Raw genomic sequence first — 20,691 nt, 5'->3', positions numbered from 1 at the left:
TTTTTTTGTGTCTTGTCGGGTCCTTTTCTTGACGAGGGCGCGAAATAATCCCAAGTTTTGTGGTAAGTTTTAGACTGGATATCGAAATCCATTACCACGTCCGTGGGGTCTCCCGGCAGGGGGGTGGAAGGGCCAGCAGGTCTTTTCGTGGCGGGCAAGGACGAGGAATGACGGAGATTTGTGCCGTCCATGGGTACGCCGCGCTATTCGAACACGCGCCGGTGGGACTGGCGGAGATGGACACGGAGGGGCGCATCCTGCGCGCCAACCCGCGCCTGGGTGAAATGCTCGCGTGCGACCCGGTGGATCTGGCAGGAGCGTGGCTGCACGATCGCCTGTGTCCCGACGATGTCGAGCCTTGCGAGGCGTGGCGTCGCGACCTGCTCGACGGGGTCTGCCCCAATTGTCGGGTGGAGGTTCGCCTGATTGACGCCACGGGTGCACCCCGCTGGGTCGAGATCAGCATAAGCCGCATTCCCGCGACTTCCGACGGCCCGGAGGCCCTGCTGGGGGCGTTTGCCGACATCGAAGCGCGCAAGCGAACCGAACAGCGCATGGACACCCTGCTGCGCGCCAGTCCGGCGGTCATCTACACCATGGATCCCGATGACCTGGGCACCATGACCTGGCTTAGCCGAAATTCGATCGCGGTGACCGGATGGACCCCCGAGCAGATCAGTTCGACTGCCGACTGGTTACGCACCCATCTCTCGCCCGAGGACTATAGCCGTTGCGCCAGCCAGGTGAGGCGATGGCTCGACGACGGTGCGCGCGGTTTCTGCCGGCTGAACTACCGTCAGCGGATGCCCAATGGCCACTGGCAGTGGCTGGAGGACCAGATCACCGCCATTCGTGACGAAACGGGCGCGGTGACCGAACTGGTGGGTGCGTTCCAGGATGTCGGCGCACGGATCGAGACCGAACGTCATCTGGAAAAGATCGCCCACAACCTGCCCGGCGTGATCTACCAGTACCGCCAGCATCCCGACGGGCGTGCCTGCTACCCGTATGCCAGTGAGGGTATGACCGATATCTTCGGCATCGCGCCCGAGGAGGCGATGCGCGATGCCGAGGCTGTTTTTCGGGTGATCCATCCGGAAGATGTCGACCGCATCCGTGCGAGCATCGAGGCATCGATGCGTTCGCTGGAGCCATGGTTGCAGCGCTACCGCGTGATGCGCCCCGGACGGAGCGAGATCTGGCTGGAAGGCCACGCGAGTCCCGAATCGCTGGAAGATGGCAGTGTCCTCTGGCATGGCGTGATTCTGGATATTACCCAACGGGTTCGTGTTGAGCGGGCCTTGCAGCGCAGTGAACGCGAGTTGGCCCTGGCGCAGCGGATCGCGCATGTCGGCAACTGGGTTTCCGATTTCCAGAACCGTGAGGTTCGCTGGTCCGACGAGGTCTATCGCATCTTCGGGATGGACCGATCCCGCTGGGCGGGTACGCATGGGGCATTCATGCAGGCCGTGCATCCGGAGGATCGAGAGAGTGTCCAGGCGGCGGTAGATCGGGCCCTGGCAGGGGTGGAGCAGTTCGATGTTACTCACCGCATCGTGCGTCCGGACGGAACCGAGCGCGTAGTGCGCGAACGCGGTTCCGTCGAGCTTGGTCCCTGCGGCATGCCCGAGCGCATGGTGGGCACGGTGCAGGACATCACCGAGCAGCACCACCTGGAACAGGAGCAACGTCTACTGGCGGCGACCTTCGAGACCAGTCAGGCCATTTTCATTACCGATGTCGCGGGTACGATCCAGCGGGTGAATGCGACGTTCACCAGGCTCACCGGCTATACGGAGGAGGAGGCGGTGGGGGCCAATCCGCGCATCCTGAATTCCGGGCGCCAGGACCGCGATTTCTACGAGGCAATGTTCCGTACGGTGCGGGAGACCGGATACTGGGAGGGCGACATCTGGAATCGCCGCAAGGATGGCGAGATTTTTCCATTGCACGAGATCATCACGGCGATTCGCGATGATCGCGGCGAAGTCGAGTACTACGTGGCCATGTTCCACGACATCACGCGGCAGAAAGAGCTGGAAGCGGCTCTTGAGCACCAGGCCTTCTACGATCCGCTGACCGACGCCGCCAACCGAGGCTATTTCGAAACTTTGCTGGAACAGGAGGCACGCCGCGCGCAGCGGTACGAACACCCCTGCTCGCTCCTGTTGCTGGATATCGACCACTTCAAGCGCGTTAACGATACCTTTGGCCATGAAGTGGGCGATGAGGTCCTGCACAGACTGGTGCAGGTCATGACATCCCGCTTGCGCGAGACCGATACGCTGGGGCGCTGGGGCGGAGAAGAATTTGTGGTGCTGCTGCCGGGCACCGAAGCCGAGCGTGCCCACCATGTCGCGGAACAGCTGCGCGAGCAGGTTGCCGGTACGCCGTTTCCGCGCGTGGGCTCTATTACGATCAGCCTGGGGGTTTCAGAGTACCGGCTCGGCGAGCCCATCAAGGACTGGATCAAACGGGCGGACGATGCCATGTATGCAGCCAAGAAAGGCGGACGTAATCGTGTCGTGCAACTGAGTGCATGACGATCAATCCAGGTCACTGCTCAGCGCCGACCCTAGGGTGACTCCGCGGCCCAGGTCTACGAGCAGCCCTTTACCATCAGTACCCGCACCCCAGTTGCTTGGCGAGCCTGCCGCAGCGGGCTTCTACCGTTATTCCGCCGAGACACTCAAGCTTATGCGGGCGCGGGTGGCACAGCATGAGTTCCCGGGGGCCGGCCGGGTTACGATCAGCCTCGGTGTGGCGGCCTCTTCTCCGGGCGAGCCGCGTACCGGATTGCTGCGCCGGGTCGACGAGGCGCTTTATCGCGCCAAGGGCGAGGGCCGCAACCGAGTGGCGGTAGCGGCTTTGCCGGAAGCGACTTCATGATCCCTCGGCCGTAACTCAACCGCGTAGGGTGCGTTGAGTGCAGCGAAACGCACCGCCTTGGCTTGTCCCGCGGGCTATTCCTTCCTCAGGCAGTCGGCAAAGCCGTCCGCCATGTTCTGCATCAACTCGAACCAGGCATCCGGGCCGGGTTCCAACTCGGCACCGACCGGGTCCAGCACGCCAAGTCGTGTATCGGTGCCCTCGGCCACGGTTTCGGCCAGGGCCGGACGGAATTGCGGCTCGGTGAACAGGCAGACCACGTCGCCGTCGGCGACGCGTTCGCGCAGCTCGCTGATGCGTCGTGGCCCCGGGCTGCGCGAGGGGTCGATGCTGATTGAACCGGCGGCGTTCAGGCCGTAGTGCTGCTCGAAGTACTGGTAGGCGTCGTGGAACACGATAAAGGCCTGATCGCGCACCGGCCTGAGCTGCTCCGCCAGGCGTTCGTCCAGATCGTCGATGTGTTCGAGCAGGGCATCGCGGTTGGCCTCCACGGTCTCGGCGCGTTCCGGATCCCATTGCATCAGCTTGTCAGCGAGCTGCTCGGTGATCGCGCGCACCACTGCGGGCGAAAGCCAGATATGGGCATCGTAGTCGCCGTGATGGTGATCATGGTCGTGCCCATGGGCCTCGTCGTGGTGGCCGTGATCATGGTTGTGGCCATGGCCGTTGTGGCCGTGATTGTCGTCGGGGTGCCCGTCGTCGTGGCTGTGGCCATGGCCATTGTGATCGTGGTCATGGTCGCCGTGGCCGTGATCATCGTCCCCGTGGTCGTGGTGATGCTCCCAGACGCCCCCTTCGCGCGTGGGCTTCAGGTCCAGGTCGAGGTCGTCCATCAGGCTGATAATCTCGCGGCTGCCGGCACTGCGGAGCGGACGCTCCAGAAAGGTCTCGAGATCCGGGCCGACCCAGACCACCATGTCCGCGTTCTGCAGACGGCGCGCCTCGGATGGCCGCATGGAGTATCCGTGCGGCGAGGCGGTGGCGGGGACCAGCAGTTCCACGTCGAAGGCGTCCTCGCCCAGGGCGGCGACGATGCTGTGAATCGGTAGAATGGTCGCGACGATGCGCGGCTTGTCCGCGGCGGCCATCCCCGGGAGCAACAGGCCCAGGATGGCCAGCAGGCTGACGGTCAGCGAAATCCCGAAGGGGTGGCACGGGCGCGAGTGCATGGCGGAGTCTCCAGGGTGTCGGATCGCAATCAGAGAACGTTATAGTATATCAACATGAACAAGGGAAGCCCTGCCACCATGTCCGCACCGGAATCGGACCACAGCCCGCTGCTGGATGCCCGTGACATCTCCCTGGAGCGCGGGGGCAAGCTGATCCTGGACCGGGTCTCGGTGCAGATCCCGCCGGCCGAGGTCGCAGTGGTGATTGGTCCCAATGGTGCGGGCAAGACATCCCTGCTGCGTGTGTTGCTGGGCCTGTGGCAGCCGACGCGGGGGCAGGTGAAGCGTCGTCGCGGGCTGCGCATCGGCTACATGCCGCAGCGCCTGCAGATCGAACCAGTGCTGCCGCTGTCGGTGCGGCGGTTTCTGACGCTGCGCCAGCGCGCGCCGAGGGCCGAGTTGCTGGCCCACCTGGAGCGAGTGGGTGTCCCGCATCTGCTGGACAAGCCGGTGCAGTCCCTGTCCGGGGGCGAGATGCAGCGTGTGCTGCTGGCACGGGCCCTGCTCAACCGGCCCAACCTGCTGGTGCTGGACGAGCCGGCGCAGGGCGTGGATATCGTCGGGCAGGGGGAGGTCTTTCGCCTGATCGACGACATTCGGCGCGAGACGGGCTGCGGGGTACTGATGGTCTCGCATGACCTGCATCTAGTCATGGCGGGTGCAGATGCCGTGATCTGCCTGAACCAGCACGTCTGCTGCACCGGCCGGCCAGAGGAGGTCTCGCGCCACCCGGAGTACCAGCGCCTGTTCCCCACCGCCGATGTGCAGGGCATCGGTATCTACAAACATGACCACAACCATGTCCACGACCTGCACGGCGAGGTGCATGATCTGGACGACAACGGGACGGGCGGGTCACACGGCTGTGGCCACGCTCACCATCACGGACAGGGAAGGCCGAAACGATGATCGACGCCTGGCTGGACGACTTCCTGGTCCGCGCGGTGCTGGCCGGGCTGATGGTGGCGGCCGTGGCCGGACCGCTGGGTGCCTTTGTGGTCTGGCGGCGCATGGCCTATTTCGGCGACACGATCTCGCATTCCGCCCTGCTGGGGGTAGCGCTCGGGTTTCTGCTGGGGACGAATCTCAACCTGATGGTGACCATCGTCTGCGTCGCGATCGCGGTGCTGCTGGTGATCCTCCAGCGGCGCCAGGAGTTGGCCTCCGACACGCTGCTGGGGATCCTCGCGCACAGCGCGCTGTCGCTGGGGATCGTGGCGGTCACCTTTATTGAGGGCCTGCGGGTGGATCTGATGGCCTATCTGTTTGGCGACATCCTCGCGGTGGGCACGAGCGACCTGCTGGCGATCGCCATCGGCGGCGGCATTGCGCTGTTGCTGCTGGTGCTGCTCTGGCGGCCGCTGCTGGCGCTGACCGTGCACGAGGAGCTGGCGCGGGTCGAGGGCGTACCGGTGCTGGCCGTGCGTCTGGGGCTGATGCTGCTGATCGCGCTGGTGATCGCGGCGGCGATGCAGGTGGTGGGCGTGCTGCTGATCACGGCGTTGATGATCATCCCGGCCGCGAGTGCCCGGCGCTTTGCCTCGACGCCGGAGCAGATGGCACTGCTGGCGGGTGTGATCGGCATGCTGGCGGTCATCGCCGGTGTCTGGGGTTCGTTCCAGTATGACACCCCTACCGGGCCCACGATCGTCGTCGCCGCGATGCTGGGCTTTATCCTGGTCCACCTGTTGCCCGCGCGTCTGCTGCCCCAGTTCGGCGGGCGCTGAGCAACGAAGCCGTGTCGCAGGACCGGTCGTGGTCCGCCGTCAGTCGCGGATGTAGTCCAGCGGCAGCGAGGTGCGATCCACCACGCGGCGCAGCACGAAGCTCGAGTGCACCGAGTCCACTCCTTCCAGCCGGGTGACCCGGCGCAGCAGGAAGTCCTGGTAGGCATCCATGTCCGGGACCACGACCTGCAGCATGTAGTCGGCTGATTGTCCGGTGATCAGATACAGGTGCTGCACCTCGGGATAGCTGGAGATCGCCTCCTCGAAGCGGGCGAAGCGCTCCGGGGTGTGGCGGTCCATGCCGATGTGGATCAGCGCGGTCAGTTCCAGCCCCAGGGCGCGCCGGTCGAGCAGGGCCACGCGCCGGATCAGGATTCCGGCCTGTTCCAGTGCTCGGACCCGCCGCAGGCACGGCGAAGGACTCAGCCCCACGCGATCGGCGAGTGCCTGGTTCGACAGGCTCGCGTCCTCCTGCAGGATCTCCAGGATGTGGCGATCAAAGCGGTCGAGCTTGTGCGGTTGCGGTTCCATGGTGGAATATTGCGATAAATTCGCTCTTCTGCGCAATAATGAGCCTCATCGAGGCGGTTCCATGCGAAATAAGCAAGGTTCTGTCCGCATAAATTCGTTAGGATAATGTGCAAGTGGACGAATCGCCGCAGATGAACGCTGCGGCCCCAGGAGAGAATCAAGATGGCCTTCGATCACACCAAATATGCCCCGTTCCCGCCGATCGACAAGGCGGATCGCCGCTGGCCGGCGAAGCGCACCACGGTTGCGCCGCGCTTCTGCGCGGTGGACCTGCGCGACGGCAACCAGGCGCTGGTGCATCCGATGAGCGTCGAGCAGAAGATGCGCTTCTTCGAGGTGCTGGTGGACATCGGCCTGACCGAGATCGAGATCGGCTTCCCCTCCGCCTCGCAGATTGACTACGACTTCACCCGCCGCCTGATCGAGGAAGACCGTATCCCCGAGGGCGTGTATATCCAGGTGCTGACCCAGGCGCGCGAGGACCTGATCCAGAAGACCTTCGCGGCATTGGAGGGCTCACCGCGCGCGGTGGTGCACGTGTACAACTCCACCAACCCGGCCCAGCGCGAGCAGGTCTTCCGCATGGACCGCGCCGGCATCCGCGGCATCGCCGAGAACGGCGCGCGCTGGGTGCGTGACTACGCGGCGAAGTACTCGCAGACGGACTGGATCTTCCAGTACTCGCCGGAAAGCTTTTCCACCACCGAGCTGGACTACGCGGTCGAGGTCGTGGATGCAGTAAACGCGATCTGGCGCCCGGATCAGGGCCAGAAGGTGGTGATCAACCTGCCGGCCACGGTCGAGTCGGCCACGCCGAATGTCTTCGCCGACCAGGTCGAGTGGTTCTGCGACCACGTGCAGTATCGCGAGCACTTCTGCGTGTCGCTGCACACGCACAACGACCGGGGCACCGGTGTGGCCGCGGCCGAACTGGGCCTGCTGGCCGGGGCCGACCGCCTGGAGGGCACGCTGTTCGGCAACGGCGAGCGCACCGGCAACATGGACCTGGTCACCGTCGGCATGAACCTGTACTCGCAGGGGATCGACCCGACCATCGACCTGTCCGACATGGAACGGCTGATGGACGTGTACAAGGAGTGCACCGACATGCCCGTCCATCCGCGCCACCCGTGGGCCGGCGAGCTGGTCTACACCGCGTTCTCCGGCAGCCATCAGGATGCGATCCGCAAGGGCCTGGCGCACTACAAGGAGAAGGGCGGCCACTGGAACGTGCCCTACCTGCCGATCGACCCGAGCGATCTGGGTCGGCGCTACGAAGAGGTTGTGCGCATCAACAGCCAGTCCGGCAAGGGCGGGGTGTCCCATGTGCTGGAGCGCGACTACGGCATTGAGCTGCCGCGCTGGCTGGCGATCGAGTTCGCCCGCATCGTGCAGAAGGACGCCGAGACCACCCAGGTTGAGGTCTCCTCGAAGCGTATCCACCGGCTGTTCGAACAGCACTACCTGACGCCGGTCGCCGGCTGGGATCTGGTGCGCTACGAAATCGAGAAGGAAGGCGCGGTGGTGCGGCTGGACGCAACCATGGGCCCGCCCGGACGCGAGTCACGCCTGAAGGGCGAGGGCCACGGCGCGGTCGAGGCCCTGACCGCCGCGATGAAGGCCGACCGGGGCGTGGAGGTCAAGGTGAACCACTTTGACGAGCATGCGATGGAGGCGGGCACCGAGGCGCGCGCCATGGCCGCGGTGGACGTACAGGTCGACGGCGAGCGTTCCGTCGGCGTCGCCCTGGGCGAGGACACGACCGCCGCCACGCTGCAGGCCGTACTCAACGCCACCGGCCGCCGTCTGGGCGAACCCGCGGCCGAGCAGGTCGCCGCCAACGCCTGATCCAGCGACCACGGACTACCGGAGGCTTCGTAGGGTGCGTTGAGCCTCGCGAAACGCACCGGTCGCTGGGGGGCGGCGCGGCATTGATGCAATTCGCTGCGCTCATTGCATCCTACGGATTTCCATGGGCCCGGAGGACATTCCGGACCCTGCGGGAGCGTGCTCGCACGCGAACCGTGCGCATGCCGCCATTCGTCAGGTCGTCACTTCACCCGTTTCTCCAGCATGCTCTGCATGCGGATCAGGCGTTCCTGGAGTTTGACCGTCTCCTGCTGCAGCTCGTGGATCTCCGAATGCAGCGCCTTGTTCTCCTCGTGCACGCTGTCGTGGATCATCTGCTGCTCGATCTCCATCGCGCGGTCATGCATGCGCTGCATCGCGTCCACGATAATCGCGATGAACAGGTTCAACACGGTGAACGTGGCGATCAGGATGAACGGTACGAAGAACGCCCAGGCCCAGGGGTAGACCTCCATCACCGGGCGTGCGATGTCTTCGGACCAGCCTTCCAGTGTCATCACCTGGAACAGGCTATACATCGAGGCCCCGAGCGTCCCGAATTTTTGCGGAAACGAGTCGCTGAAAAGCCCGGTCGCGATGATCGCGAACACGTAGAAGATCAGTATCAACAGGCCCATGATCGACATGATCCCGGGAATGGCCCTCAACAGCGCCTCCACGATAAAGCGCAGTTTCGGCACCATCGACACCAGGCGCAGCAGTCGCAGCACGCGCAACACCTGGAATGGCCCGGTGGCCGGGACCAGGGCGATCGCCACCACGAGGAAATCAAAGACGTTCCACGGGTTGCGCCAGAAGCTGAGGCGATAGACAAACAGCTTGATCAGCACCTCGGCGGTGAAGATCGACAGGATGGTCACGTCTGCGGCGATGATCACCGGCCCCATCCAGCCCATCACGGTGTCGGACGTCTCCAGTCCGAGCGTCACGGCATTCAGCAGGATGATTGCGATGATGGCGCGCTGGGTCAGGCGCGCCTCGATGAACTGGCCGAGACGGCCGCGCAGCGTGATGGGCTCGCTCATGGTGCTTGGTTGCCTGGTATTGATTACGAATGGAGCTTCCCGCGGCGGCGCGGCTGTGTGACTGCCGGGCGCCACGCGGGGAAGGCGCCAAAGAGTAGGCGAAACCCGAATCAGCGGCAATCATCGACCGGCCTTGCGTGGCAATGCCCCCTGCGCCGACCGCACAAAGCGAAGCCATGTGACTGATTGGATTTGCCAAAACGAATGAAATGATCGTTGATCTTTTGGAGAAAACACCGTTCATCGTTCACACGGCGCCGTTCGGCAAAAAACGCGGAATAAGTCTAGAAATCGGTAAACGGTGTGCTACTTTTAACCGCGAAGGCAGGGACGCCTTCACTAGAGCCGCCCAGGAACGGAAGCCCGGGTGGCTCTTTCTTTTTGTACCTGTCCCTCGTCACCAGCCAGCACGGCCCGTAGGGTGCGAAGAGCAACGCGAATCGCACCGAAAAGCTGGCTTCCTGTGGTTTCTGTTCTTCCCTGAACGCAGCGAGCAGTGTGGCGAGCGAACAGCGACCGAGCCATGGACATGCCCCGCAGATAGCAGCACTGCCGCCGTGTAGCCAGATCCACCGACTGCTGGGGCGCGCCTATGGCCGAGCCCGACCGTCCGCAATAGATCTCTGCATCGCTGCATGCACGCAACGCCCCAGCGCATCGGTCAGTTCCAGATGATCCTCGAACGAAGACGGGATGGCCTTCTCGAACCGGCCGGTAGCATTGAAGAGAGAAAAGCGGATGCCGCATAGATGCCCCACAGGCGACAGGTCTCGGTGGGTCACGGCACTGGTACGGACCGCGGCTGGATGTCGCGGGAAAGGTACAGAAGAGCCGCTAACAGTAGGCTGGCCGCAATCAGCTCCACCGACTCCTCCAGCAGATGGTCGACGAGCAGGTACTCAAGGGTGAGGCTGTAACTTTCACGAATTTCCCTGGGCCGTTCCATAATCTCGAGCGCATCCTGCCAGTATGGAAGGCCGTACAGGTCGAATCGCTCCATCAGCCATGTACCGAGACGTTCCTGCCAGTTCCCGATTCGTCGCAAGGCGGATCCAAACCCCACGGAACCGTAGACGACGAACGCGAGAGAAAGCCACACGAGTGTCTTCCGGCGGGGCCTGTGGCGAAGAACAATAGTCGCGATCGAACCAAGCATCATCGCCGCCAACATGGAATAGAAGGACAATTCCCATATGAGCCGGTTAATGAAGGACTCGGTAAAGGGCAGGTGGCTGTGCAGAAGCGGCAGATAGTCATCCGCTACGACATGTCGTAGGTTCAGGGAGTCCTCGACCAGCATCAAGAGCAGTGCGCTGGCCAGCAATAGAAACGGCAACCGTTCGGCGGACGAGGCGGTGCTTCGGCGCGAGAACCACCAGCTGGTGGCCAGCACGGTTGACAGGAAAAGCAAGGCCCACTGCACCATCTCCACAGCCCTGCCTTCGCTAAACAGCGTATACCAGAGGAGCGGAAGCGGGGAGTCGGCGAGTAGCCAGTCGGTTCGTGCCACCTCCATCGCTGCGATATCCGCGAGCGCGACCCAGGCCCATAAGACGCTGAGGGCAGATAGGGAAAGGCCAACAACAACGCTGGGCGGCAGTCGAGAGATCATGAGATGGCCGAGAGTAGGATGGAGGAAAGTGGGTGTCCCGTAGATGCGCAGATGATCCGAGGGCATCGCCGGGGCTTATGACAACCAGGGAAGTGGGTGTGCCACAGAAATGCAAAGTGCCTAGGTACCGGAAAAAGAAAAAGCCCCGGCACAAGGCCGGGGCTCTAGTGCTAAGTGGGTGTACCTACGTACCAGCCCCATCCCAGCAAAAGGTCTGACATATTTGTGGACTTTAGCTGCCTTCCGGACGACAGGCAGTCGGGAGGAACCTAGTGTCAAGGCCATCGCATTCCCAGCGACGAATCTGATTTCCGGCTGTATTAAGAATCGCCTCAAGCGTCATCGTTTCACCGTTATGAACGCCAGAGTCAAAAGCAATGGAAATGGTTCCTTCGTCAGTAAGGGAAGCGTCCCCTGCGCCAAAATAGTTGCCTTCAAGTTCAGCCAGAGTGGAATCGATTTCCGCATCGTCTCCAGCATCTGGTAGCTCGCCGTTCTCGGAGAGATAGACGCCGATATCAGCACGTACGCCAGAAGTCGCGCTAAACGCTTCAGACGCCTGCGCGCGCCCCGTATAATCCTGATAAGCCGGCAGCGCAATCGCCGCCAAAATCCCGATGATCGCCACAACGATCATCAGTTCGATAAGCGTAAAACCCTGTTGGGTGGTTTTCTTCTGCATTGTGTTACTCCCTGTGTGTGACGGAAGACGGAGCGCCGCCGTGCGGCATCCGTTCTGGTGGATGCAAGGCGGGTGCCAACTCGTCCGATTTCGCGAAAAGCCCCGTAGTCAGGCGGGTATGGGTTGCCTGATGCCCCGAGTATGACGGCTTTGGTCACTCTGTGACAGGGGGCATGTGACCAATTTTGTCATGTGAACTGACGCACATTGTCAGTGTTCGGGGTTTGCGGGGTGTTGTGCCGGGCGGATGGCGCCAGGCAGGGGTTTCGGCTGGGGGTGGAGATCCGGGCTCTTCGCTGCGCTGGGGCCGGGATGACGGGGGTGCAGCCGAGATGACAAAGCGATTCGCAGGGTGGGTTGAGCCTGGTGAAACGCACCGGTTGTGGGCAGGTGTGATGATGCGATTCGCTGCGCTCATCGCATCCTACGGGTGGTCGATGGGCGTAGCCGGGCGGGCGGTCAGAGGCCGAGCATGGCGACGGCGACGCCGAAGTAGATCAGGATGCCGACGATGTCGATCACGGAGGTGATCAGCGGGGCGCTGGCCACGGCCGGGTCGAAGCCGACGCGGGTGAGGGCGAACGGCAGGAACAGGCCGAACAGCGAGCCGAAGATGATCACGAAAAACATGCCCAGGGCGATCGCGTTGGCGACCTCGACGGTGCCCAGCCAGTTGCCGGAGACCCAGATGGCTGCGGCGAGGGTGACGCCGAGCGCGGTGGCGACCAGGACTTCCTTGCCGCCGAGGCGCCACCAGTCGCGTAGCTGTATGTCGTTTACCGCCAGTGATCGCACGACCAGCGTGGCGGCCTGGGCCCCGGCGTTGCCGCCGGAGGCGATGACCATGGGCAGGAAGAAGACCAGCGCCACGACCGCCTCGATCGCGGCCTCGTAGTAGCCGATGGCGATGCCGGCAAAGATGTTGACCGCGACCAGGATGAGCAGCCAGCCGATGCGCTTGCGGTAGAGCAGGCTCATGCTGGCGTCGCGCAGTGAGAGCACCATGTCGCCGACCGCCGCCATGCGGTGGAAGTCCTCGGTGGTCTCGGCGCGCAGCACGTCCATCACGTCGTCGACGGTGATGATGCCGAGCAGGTGGCCGTTGTCGTCGACCACGGGGAGGACGTCGAGGTCGTAATGACCGATGCGGTGGGCCGCCTCTTCGCGGTCTTCCTCGGCCGCGATGCTGACGACATCGGTGTGCATGCGCTCGCGCACGCTGGTGGTGGGGCGCGACAGCAGCAGTTCCTTCAGGCGCACCCAGCCCAGCAGCTCGCCCTCCGGCGTGGTCACGAAGATGGTGTTGACCGTCTCCGCCAGTTCGTGGTGTTCGCGCAGGTGGTCCATCGCCTCGCCGACCGACCAGTCCGGCTGCACGGTGGCGTACTCGGGCGTCATCAGGCGCCCGGCGCTTTCCTCCGGGTAGCCGAGCAGGGTTTCCAGCGCCTCCTGGTCGTCGTCCGGCAGGGTCTCGAGCAGGGATTCGGCGTGGTCGTCCTGGAGGCCTTCCAGGACCGAGGCGGCGTCGTCGTAGGACAGCGCCGACATCAGCTGGCTGGCATGGTCCTCGTCGAGCGCGTGCAGCACGCGCGTCTGGTGGTCGGGCTCCAGGTGCGCGTAGACATCGGCGGTGCAGGACACGTCGAGACGCCGGAAGAAGTCCAGCATTTGGTCTTCCGGCAGGGCCTCCAGCGCGTCCGACAGGTCGGCGCCCGCATGGGCGTCGCAAAGTCCCTGAAGCGAGTCTTCCGTGGGCTGGTTCAGCGCGGTCTTGAGTGTCTGCGGCAGGGTCTGGATGTCGTCGTCGGTCGGGCTCATCGGTCAGTCCCCTACGGAGTCGCCAGGCCGAGCATTGCCACGGCCAGGGAGAAATAGATCATGATGCCGCCCAGGTCGGCGATCGCGGTGATCAGCGGCACGCTGGCGGTCGCCGGGTCCAGCTTCAGGCGGCTGAGGATGAACGGCAGCAGCATGCCCACCATGCTGGCGAACGCGACGATCAGCGTCATCGCGATCGCGACCAGCAGGGCGATGTCGGCCCCGCCGCGCCACAGGCCGAGAACCGATACGGCCAGGCCCATGGTTACGCCGATCCCGACGGCCACGCCGAGTTCCTTGCCCCACAGCCGCAGCCAGTCCTTGGACGTGACCTCGCCGGTGGCCAGGGCACGCACCATCAGCGTGGCGCTCTGGGCGCCCGCGTTGCCGCCTGAGTCGATAATCAGCGGCAGGAAGAACACCAGCACCACCAGCGCCTCAATGGCCTCCTCGTACTGCGAGATCATCAGCGCGCCGATGGTGTTGAACGCGACCAGACCGATCAGCCAGCCCACGCGCTTGCGGTACAAAAGGAACGGGCTCGCATCCTGTGGCGAGAGCGGGAGGGTCCCGACCGCCCCGATCTTGTGGAAGTCCTCGGTGGATTCCGCCTCCAGCACGTCCATCACGTCGTCGACCGTGATCACCCCCAGCAGCTCGCCGGTCTCGCCGACCACGGGCAGGGTCTCCAGGTCGTAGTGCTGGATCTTGCGCGCGGCCTCGACGGCAGTGGCGGATACCGGGATGGAGATCGGATCGGATTCGCCCAGCAGCTCGCGCACCGGGCTGTCCGCCGAGGCGCGCAGGAAGTGCCGGATCGGCACGGCCGCAAGCAGCACGCGGTCCTGATCGACCACGAAGATCACGTTGTTCGAGTGTTCGTCCGCGTTGCGACGGATGAAGGCCAGTGCGCGCTTGAGCGTCCAGTCGGGGTCCACCGCGACGACGTCCGGGGACATCACGCGACCGGCGGAGTCCTCCGGGTAGTTGAGCTGCTTGAGGGCGCGGCGGATGGCACGAAACGGCAGCAGCCGCAGGTAGCCGCGCAGGGTCTCCGGGTCCAGCGTCTGGAGCAGGCCGGTGAGGTCGTCGGCCTCCATCTCGGAGAGGATGAAGCGGGCGTCGTCCTTCGGCGAGGCCTCGAGCAGCCGGATCTGGTGCGGGGTGTCGAGGTAGGAAAAGACATCCGCCTTGCGCCCGGGCTCCAGCAGGTTGAACACCGCGCACAGGTCGTCGTCGCCCAGTTCCATCAGCGCATGCGCGATATCCTGCACGCGCGTGTAGTCGAGCAGTTCCTGGATGCCGTCGCGGTCGTCCAGACGCAGCAGCTCCTTCAGCTCGATGATGGATTGTTCCAGATGCAAATCCATGCCCTTACTCCCGGCTGCCATCCGCGGGCCAGGGGGCTGGATACACAGCCTCACAAGGCGCCGCACGGATGCGGTGTCTTGGTCCGGTCGGGATCGGGCTGGGGCCCGGCCGCTCCCGGCACTCTAGTACTTAGAGGCCCAGCGGGAAGCGTCCGGTTCGGGAAGAAGGCGCTTACCGCGAGGCGCAGATAGATCGACTGCGTGATCGACGTTTCAAGGCGCGTTCCCGTGTGTGGAGATACCGGTATTCTAACGGATGTCGGGCCGCAATCAACCGCTTGGGGGCTTTTTTGAAACATTCCTCTCCTGTCAGGGGTCTGTCTCGGCAGGATGCGGGTTGCACGTTGCAGCGATATGAAGGGGCATATGGAGCAGCCGTTTCGACACGATTCGACCGGCCAGGCAGGGGCTACGTAATGACAGAACGAAACGATCCCGGGACAAGGGTGCTGGCGATGCGCGGCGTGGCCTTCGGCTACCCCGGCGAGGGGCGCGTACTGCATGACGTGGAGCTGGCGCTGGCACCCGGCGAGCGCGTGGCGATCGTCGGCGAGAGCGGCTCCGGCAAGTCCACGCTGCTGCATCTGGCCGCCGGGCTGGAGCCGGCCGATAACGGCACGGTGGAACTAACCGGTCAGGCGCTGGCGGGGCTGGACGAGGCGGCGCGCACGCGGCTGCGCCGTGCGCAGGTCGGCATCGTGTTCCAGTCGTTTCATCTGATCCCCACGCTCACGGCGCTGGAGAACGTGATGCTGCCGCTGGAGCTGGCGACGGAACTTGATGCCGCGCAGCGCCGTGAGCAGGCCGTGGAGCAACTGGCGGCCGTGGGTCTTGGGGACAAGGGTGGGCGCGAGCCGGAGCAGCTCTCCGGCGGCGAGCAGCAGCGCGTGGCAATCGCGCGGGCGCTGGTGCATCGGCCGGCGTTGATCCTGGCCGACGAGCCGACCGGCAACCTCGACTCGCGCACTGGCGAGGCGGTGTTCGGCCTGTTGCTGGAGCAGGTGCGCGCGACCGGCTGCGCCCTGTTGCTGGTTACGCATAGTGAAGACCTGGCTGGGCGTCTGGACCGCGTGCTGCGCATGCAGGACGGCCACCTGCAGGATCTCGCCGTGGAAGCTTCGGCGACGTGAGCTCACTGCTGGTGAAAGCCTGGCTGCGCGACTGGCGAAGGCGCCCGTTGCAGCGGCTGCTGACGCTGGTGGGAGTGGTGATCGCCGTGGCCGTGGTGCTGGCGGTGGATCTGGCCAACCAGTCGGCGCAGCGTGCGTTCGATCGCTCGATGGACGAGGTGGCGGGTACGGCGACCCACCAGATTCTGGGGCCGGCCCGGGGCTTCGACGAGGCGCATTATCGCGATCTGCGGCTGGCCGGCTGGCGCGATGCCGCACCGATCGTGGAAGGACCCGCGCGGCTTCCGGACGGGCGCACGATCTATGTACTGGGGGTCGATCCGCTGGCCGAGGGCCCGTTCCGCGGGGCCGCCTCGGATATCGGGGATGCCCCGGTTCAGCGGCTGGTCACCGAGCCGGGCACGATCCTGCCGCCGAGTGGCTGGTGGGCGGATGCCGGGATGACCCACGAGGATCGCCTGGCACTCGAGACCGCTGCCGGGCGCTTCGAGGTCACCCTGCTTGACCGTGAAGCGGAGCGCGATGAAGCGGCGTCCGGATCGGACGATGAGGGCGGTTCGCTGTGGGTCACGGACATCGCCACCGCGCAGACGCTGCTCGGCCGGCCGGGGCGGCTCGATCGCATCGACGTGCGCCTCGACGACGCCGACATCGGCGCCTTCGCGGAGCAGCTTCCGGATGACCTGGAACTCGTGCCGGTCGCGGCGCGCGACCAGGCCTCGCGCGAGCTGGCGCAGGCCTTTCGCATCAATCTGACGGCGATGAGCCTGCTGGCATTGCTGATTGCGGCGTTCCTGATCTACAACACGCAGACCTTCGCGGTACTGCGCCGACGCGAGGTGCTGGCGAGCCTGCGCCTGGTTGGGGCCGGCCGGCGGGCGCTGTTCGGTGTGGTGATGCTGGAGGCCTTGCTGGTCGGTGTGATCGGCACGCTGCTGGGTGTGCTGGTCGGGATCGGCCTGGCGCAGGTGCTGGTCGGTCAGGTCGCGCAGACGGTGACGGATCATTTCTTTGTGGTGGCGGTAACGGAGGTGACGCCGCGCCCGCTGGCGCTGCTGGCGGTGATCGCGTTGGGGGTGGGGCTGTCGCTGCTGGCGGCGCTGGCCCCGGCCTGGGAGGCGGCGCGGGCGGCCAGCCCCGGCAGCCTTGGACGCGGGCGGTTGGAGCGCCGGGCGCGCCGGGGCCTGCGCGGGCTGGCGGCAGCGGCCGTCGTGCTGCTGGCGGCGGGTGGCGCGATGCTGCTGCTCGGGGTCGGAGGGCTGGTGGGCAGCTTTGTCGCGCTGTTCCTGCTGATCACCGGCTTTGTGCTGTTGCTTCCGCTGGTGCTGGCCTGGGTCCTGCGCGGTCTGGCGCGGCTGGGTCGCGGGCAGACGCTACCGCGTATCGGGGTGCGTAGCTTGGAGCGGAGCCTGTCGCGCAGCGCGCCGGCTACCTCGGCGCTGACGCTGGCCCTGGCGGCCGCGATCAGCGTGTCGGTGATGGTCGGGAGCTTTCGCGACAGCGTGGAGCAGTGGCTGGGCCAGGCACTCACCTCGGATTTGTACGTAGTACCAGTGGCCCCCGCCGCGGCGCGCAGCGGGGCGCGACTGCCTGCGGACTGGGGGGAGACGCTCGCCCGCATCGCCGAGGCGGAGTCGGTCAGCACCGGCTCCAGCCAGGACACACCGAGTGACGTCGGGATGATCGATCTCTACGTGGTCGAGCCGCATCCGGTCTGGCTGGATTACCTGCCACTGCTGCGGGCCGAGGCCAAGGGAGAAGAACTCGACCGGCGCCTGCGCGAGACCGATGCGGTGCTGGTCACTGAGCCCTTTGCCGCCCATCACGACGTGGGTGTGGGTGATCGGCTGGATATCCGTGTGGATGACGGGCGGCGGATGTTCGAGGTGGCGGGCGTGTATCGCGACTACGGTAGTCCGCAGGGCACCGTGCTGATGCTGGGCGAGCGGTTCTATGCAGGCACGGCCGGTGCAGAGGAGGTGGGCTCGTTTGGGCTGCGCCTGCCCGACGGCGTGGATGCCGGCGCGGCGATCGAGCGCCTGGAGGCGTGGCTGGCCGAGCGCGAGACGGCGGCGATGGTTACGCGGCCCGGCGATATAGAGCAGGAGTCCATGGCGATCTTCGACCGCACCTTTGCGATCACGCACCTGCTGCGGGTGATCACGCTGCTGGTCGCGTTCATCGCGATCCTCGGGGCGTTGATGGCCCTGCAGATGGAACGCGCGCGCGAGTTCGCCACGCTGCGCAGCCTTGGCCTGCTGCCCGGCGGGGTGCGCGGGCTGGTGGTGTTTCAGGGGGCGGTACTGGGTGCCTTCGCTGCGCTGGCCGCGATCCCGCTGGGGTTGGGCATGGGCTGGCTACTGATCGAGGTGATCAACCGCGAGGCCTTCGGCTGGGGCATGGACCTGCGCTGGCCGGGCCGCGAGATCGCCGAGACCGTCGCCCTGGGCGTGGGGGCGGCGCTGCTGGCGGCGCTGATCCCGGCCTGGCGAATGGCGCGCATGCGGTTGGTGCCCGCCTTGCGGGAGGTGCCCTGATGGCCTGGTTGCAGCATGTTGGAGTGGGCTTTGTGGGAGCGGGCTTGCCCGCGAAGCCCCTGCCCGCGCCAGGCTCTGGCAAGGTCCTTTCGCGGGCAAGCCCGCTCCCACAGAAGTCCCCAAAGATGTTTCCTCAGAAGGTCCTGCGCCTGTTGGTGCTGGTTGGGCTTGTTGTGCTGCTGGCGGCCTGTGATGGGGCGGAGCCGCCCGATGCGCGCGAGGCCGAGGTGTCCGGCCTGCGCGTGGGCGAGGCCCTGGGCGGGGAGGAGACGGCCGGGTTCCGGCGTGCGGATGCGCCGCGGGAGTTCGATTTTCCGCGTGACCACGGGCCGCACCCGGGGTTTCGCAACGAGTGGTGGTATGTGACCGGCAACCTCGACGGGCCGGAGGGCGAGCGGCTGGGCTTTCACATCACTTTCTTCCGCGTCGGGCTGGCGCCGGAGTTGGCGGGGGACGCCCGCTGGCACGAGTCGGCCTGGGCCAGCCCGGATATCTGGATGGCGCATACGGCAGTGATTGACCGCGAGGCCGGGCACCACGCCTCCGAGGAGCGCTTCGTGCGCGACGGGGCGGGGCTGGCCGGGGCCACGGAGCCGGTCGGCCGGGTCTGGGCCGAGGACTGGCAGCTGGCGGATCTGGACCGGGATCGCTGGACGCTGGATTTCAGCGTGGACGACTACCGGCTGGCGCTGGAACTGGAGCCCCTGCGCGGCCCGGTCCTCCAGGGCGAGGCGGGCCTCAGCCAGAAGGGCCCGGAGCCGGGCAATGCCTCCTATTACTACTCCATGCCCCGCATCAAAGTGAGCGGCGAGGTCGAGCGTGCTCAGCTCGGACCCCTGGCGGTGACCGGTCAGGCCTGGATGGACCGCGAGTGGAGCACCAGTGCGCTGTCCGAGGATCAGGTGGGCTGGGACTGGTTCGCGCTGCAGTTCGACGACGGGCTGGACGTGATGTATTACCAGCTACGCAAGGAGGACGGGGAGCCGCACCCGCTGTCCAAGGGCCGCTGGATGCCGGCGGATGCCGACGACCGGCTGCTGGAACCCTTCCAGGTCGAACTGGAGCCCCGACGCTGGGCCACGCAGCCGTCCGGCAATCGCTATCCCGTGGAATGGGCGATGCGCATCGAACCGCCGGACGGCTCGGCTCCACGCGAATTCACTGTGCGTGCCATCCGCGACGAACAGGAGATGGACACCGTGATCCGCTATTGGGAAGGCGCGGTGGATATCTTGGATGCGGATGGCGAGCCGGTGGGTCGCGGCTTCGTGGAGCTGACCGGGTACGATGACGAGTAGGCGGGGGCTTGGGCGGTGTCGTGCATTGATGCGATTCGCGGGGCTCATCGCATCTTACGGTCGGGGTATAGGGTGTGCCTCGGGGGGTAATGCTTGGGTAGGATGTGATGAGCGAAGCGAATCGCATCATTCCGCAACAACGTTGAAGACCATGAACCCAGGGAAGGGGGCTATGGATGACGGATTATCGCCGCGTATACGTGCCCGGCGGCACGTACTTTTTTACCGTGAACGCCGCCTGGCGTCGCAACACCACCCTGCTGATCGATCATATTGATGCCCTGAGGGACGCATTTCGCGAGGTACGGCGACGGCACCCGTTCGTTATAGACGCAATGGTGGTGCTGCCCGAGCATCTGCACTGCATCTGGCGGTTGCCTGACGGCGATACCGATTTCAGTCGGAGATGGCGACTGATCAAGGCACGCTTTTCGCGTTCGATTGCGCCGTTCGAAACCCGAACATACAGCCGGGCTCAGCGCGGCGAGCGCGGCATCTGGCAGCGCCGGTTCTGGGAACGTTGCATCCGTGACGAGCAGGATTGGGCGCGGCACGTCGATTACATCCATTACAACCCGGTCAAGCACGGCTGGGTTCGGGCCGTGGCGGATTGGCCATATTCCAGCTTCCACCGGTTTGTGCGGGCTGGGGTGTATCCGGCGGACTGGGGCGGGGTGCCTGAGATGGAGGATTGGCCTTTGGGGGAGAGGGATTGAGGGGTTGGAGATTCAGGGATTGATGCGATTCGCTTTGCTCATCGCATCCTTGTGTCTTGCGGTTCACGGATCGCTACCATGGACCGCACCGGACTCGGGGTAACCCGATCGCATCCTGAGGTCACGAACCTGTGCCGTAGATGGGCCCCCGAGTCCTTTTTCATCTCGAAGTTTGAACGGTATCCAAGCTCCCCGTGAAGGGCGGGTGAGGCTGTACGGACAAGGTGAGAGGACGAGATGGCTCATATTGGCATTGATGTCAGCAAGAACAAGCTCGACTGCATGTGGGTCCGGGATCTGGAGGCGGGCAAGGTCAAG

Annotated in this window: 15 protein-coding genes and 1 pseudogene; 9 read left to right on the top strand and 7 right to left on the bottom strand. The window is 65.1% G+C overall.

All coding sequences use genetic code 11. The annotated features are described in order from the left end of the window. Window positions 1-167: 167 nt before the first annotated feature. Both C935_RS0110150 and C935_RS13130 read left to right on the top strand, forming a co-directional pair. Window positions 168-2,543, top strand: coding sequence for a sensor domain-containing diguanylate cyclase (locus tag C935_RS0110150; RefSeq protein ID WP_018862390.1), 2,376 nt, complete (start codon window positions 168-170; stop codon window positions 2,541-2,543). A gap of 154 nt (window positions 2,544-2,697) precedes the next feature. Next, window positions 2,698-2,889 (top strand): annotated as a pseudogene (locus C935_RS13130) (GGDEF domain-containing protein); the annotation flags it as partial. A 74-nt stretch (window positions 2,890-2,963) separates the two neighbouring features. Here the strand turns inward: C935_RS13130 and C935_RS0110145 are convergent. After that, window positions 2,964-4,058 carry a zinc ABC transporter substrate-binding protein gene (locus tag C935_RS0110145; RefSeq protein WP_018862389.1) on the bottom strand — a complete coding sequence of 365 codons (1,095 nt, stop codon included), beginning with the start codon at window positions 4,056-4,058 and terminating at the stop codon, window positions 2,964-2,966. Between the two features lie 78 nt (window positions 4,059-4,136). Here C935_RS0110145 and znuC point away from each other — a divergent pair, with 78 nt between their 5' ends. Further along, entirely contained in the window at window positions 4,137-4,967 is an 831-nt protein-coding gene (znuC, locus tag C935_RS0110140) for a zinc ABC transporter ATP-binding protein ZnuC (RefSeq protein ID WP_018862388.1), read from the top strand. Next, window positions 4,964-5,785, top strand: a complete 822-nt coding sequence (znuB, locus tag C935_RS0110135) for a zinc ABC transporter permease subunit ZnuB (protein ID WP_018862387.1) — start codon at window positions 4,964-4,966, stop codon at window positions 5,783-5,785. The genes znuC and znuB overlap by 4 nt, the downstream gene beginning before the upstream one ends. A gap of 39 nt (window positions 5,786-5,824) precedes the next feature. Here znuB and C935_RS0110130 read toward each other — a convergent pair whose 3' ends face one another. Further along, window positions 5,825-6,316: an Lrp/AsnC family transcriptional regulator gene (locus C935_RS0110130; protein WP_018862386.1), complete on the bottom strand. Its 492-nt coding sequence runs from the start codon at window positions 6,314-6,316 to the stop codon at window positions 5,825-5,827. 162 nt (window positions 6,317-6,478) lie between these two features. Here C935_RS0110130 and C935_RS0110125 point away from each other — a divergent pair, with 162 nt between their 5' ends. Further along, on the top strand, window positions 6,479-8,164 hold the full coding sequence (locus tag C935_RS0110125) for a 2-isopropylmalate synthase (protein WP_018862385.1): 1,686 nt from the start codon (window positions 6,479-6,481) through the stop codon (window positions 8,162-8,164). A gap of 203 nt (window positions 8,165-8,367) precedes the next feature. Here the strand turns inward: C935_RS0110125 and C935_RS0110120 are convergent, their stop codons facing one another. From C935_RS0110120 to mgtE (C935_RS0110100), 5 genes are all read right to left on the bottom strand, one after another. After that, a complete protein-coding gene (locus C935_RS0110120; RefSeq protein ID WP_018862384.1) occupies window positions 8,368-9,210 on the bottom strand; it encodes an ion transporter in 843 nt (280 codons plus the stop codon). 778 nt (window positions 9,211-9,988) lie between these two features. Beyond that, window positions 9,989-10,822, bottom strand: a complete 834-nt coding sequence (locus tag C935_RS0110115) for a hypothetical protein (protein ID WP_018862383.1) — start codon at window positions 10,820-10,822, stop codon at window positions 9,989-9,991. Window positions 10,823-11,054: 232 nt separating this feature from the next. Continuing rightward, on the bottom strand, window positions 11,055-11,504 hold the full coding sequence (locus tag C935_RS0110110) for a pilin (protein WP_018862382.1): 450 nt from the start codon (window positions 11,502-11,504) through the stop codon (window positions 11,055-11,057). A gap of 459 nt (window positions 11,505-11,963) precedes the next feature. Beyond that, on the bottom strand, window positions 11,964-13,322 hold the full coding sequence (mgtE, locus tag C935_RS0110105; RefSeq protein ID WP_018862381.1) for a magnesium transporter: 1,359 nt from the start codon (window positions 13,320-13,322) through the stop codon (window positions 11,964-11,966). A gap of 11 nt (window positions 13,323-13,333) precedes the next feature. Then, window positions 13,334-14,692: a magnesium transporter gene (mgtE, locus tag C935_RS0110100; protein WP_018862380.1), complete on the bottom strand. Its 1,359-nt coding sequence runs from the start codon at window positions 14,690-14,692 to the stop codon at window positions 13,334-13,336. A gap of 416 nt (window positions 14,693-15,108) precedes the next feature. Between mgtE (C935_RS0110100) and C935_RS0110095 the strand changes: the two genes are divergently transcribed. The 4 genes from C935_RS0110095 (at window position 15,109) to C935_RS0110080 (ending at window position 20,373) form a co-directional block, all read left to right on the top strand. Continuing rightward, window positions 15,109-15,822, top strand: coding sequence for an ABC transporter ATP-binding protein (locus C935_RS0110095; protein ID WP_026278760.1), 714 nt, complete (start codon window positions 15,109-15,111; stop codon window positions 15,820-15,822). Next, on the top strand, window positions 15,819-18,359 hold the full coding sequence (locus C935_RS0110090) for an FtsX-like permease family protein (RefSeq protein ID WP_018862378.1): 2,541 nt from the start codon (window positions 15,819-15,821) through the stop codon (window positions 18,357-18,359). The genes C935_RS0110095 and C935_RS0110090 overlap by 4 nt, the downstream gene beginning before the upstream one ends. A gap of 152 nt (window positions 18,360-18,511) precedes the next feature. Next, window positions 18,512-19,657: a lipocalin-like domain-containing protein gene (locus tag C935_RS0110085; RefSeq protein WP_026278759.1), complete on the top strand. Its 1,146-nt coding sequence runs from the start codon at window positions 18,512-18,514 to the stop codon at window positions 19,655-19,657. 176 nt (window positions 19,658-19,833) lie between these two features. Beyond that, window positions 19,834-20,373 (top strand): transposase, encoded by a 540-nt coding sequence (locus C935_RS0110080; RefSeq protein ID WP_018862376.1) that lies wholly within the window; start codon window positions 19,834-19,836, stop codon window positions 20,371-20,373. The last annotated feature ends 318 nt before the right edge of the window (window positions 20,374-20,691 follow it).

Source organism: Thioalkalivibrio sp. ALJ3, assembly GCF_000377205.1.
Classification (GTDB): Bacteria; Pseudomonadota; Gammaproteobacteria; order Ectothiorhodospirales; family Ectothiorhodospiraceae; genus Thioalkalivibrio.
This window is presented reverse-complemented; position numbering and strand designations above follow the sequence as displayed.

What these genes read in the sequence shown, in the direction of transcription:
- C935_RS0110150 (WP_018862390.1), top strand. Translation starts at nt 168, where the DNA reads ATGACGGAGATTTGTGCCGTCCATGGGTACGCCGCGCTATTCGAACAC.
- C935_RS0110145 (WP_018862389.1), bottom strand. Translation starts at nt 4,058, where the DNA reads ATGCACTCGCGCCCGTGCCACCCCTTCGGGATTTCGCTGACCGTCAGC.
- znuC (WP_018862388.1), top strand. Translation starts at nt 4,137, where the DNA reads ATGTCCGCACCGGAATCGGACCACAGCCCGCTGCTGGATGCCCGTGAC.
- znuB (WP_018862387.1), top strand. Translation starts at nt 4,964, where the DNA reads ATGATCGACGCCTGGCTGGACGACTTCCTGGTCCGCGCGGTGCTGGCC.
- C935_RS0110130 (WP_018862386.1), bottom strand. Translation starts at nt 6,316, where the DNA reads ATGGAACCGCAACCGCACAAGCTCGACCGCTTTGATCGCCACATCCTG.
- C935_RS0110125 (WP_018862385.1), top strand. Translation starts at nt 6,479, where the DNA reads ATGGCCTTCGATCACACCAAATATGCCCCGTTCCCGCCGATCGACAAG.
- C935_RS0110120 (WP_018862384.1), bottom strand. Translation starts at nt 9,210, where the DNA reads ATGAGCGAGCCCATCACGCTGCGCGGCCGTCTCGGCCAGTTCATCGAG.
- C935_RS0110115 (WP_018862383.1), bottom strand. Translation starts at nt 10,822, where the DNA reads ATGATCTCTCGACTGCCGCCCAGCGTTGTTGTTGGCCTTTCCCTATCT.
- C935_RS0110110 (WP_018862382.1), bottom strand. Translation starts at nt 11,504, where the DNA reads ATGCAGAAGAAAACCACCCAACAGGGTTTTACGCTTATCGAACTGATG.
- mgtE (WP_018862381.1), bottom strand. Translation starts at nt 13,322, where the DNA reads ATGAGCCCGACCGACGACGACATCCAGACCCTGCCGCAGACACTCAAG.
- mgtE (WP_018862380.1), bottom strand. Translation starts at nt 14,692, where the DNA reads ATGGATTTGCATCTGGAACAATCCATCATCGAGCTGAAGGAGCTGCTG.
- C935_RS0110095 (WP_026278760.1), top strand. Translation starts at nt 15,109, where the DNA reads ATGACAGAACGAAACGATCCCGGGACAAGGGTGCTGGCGATGCGCGGC.
- C935_RS0110080 (WP_018862376.1), top strand. Translation starts at nt 19,834, where the DNA reads ATGACGGATTATCGCCGCGTATACGTGCCCGGCGGCACGTACTTTTTT.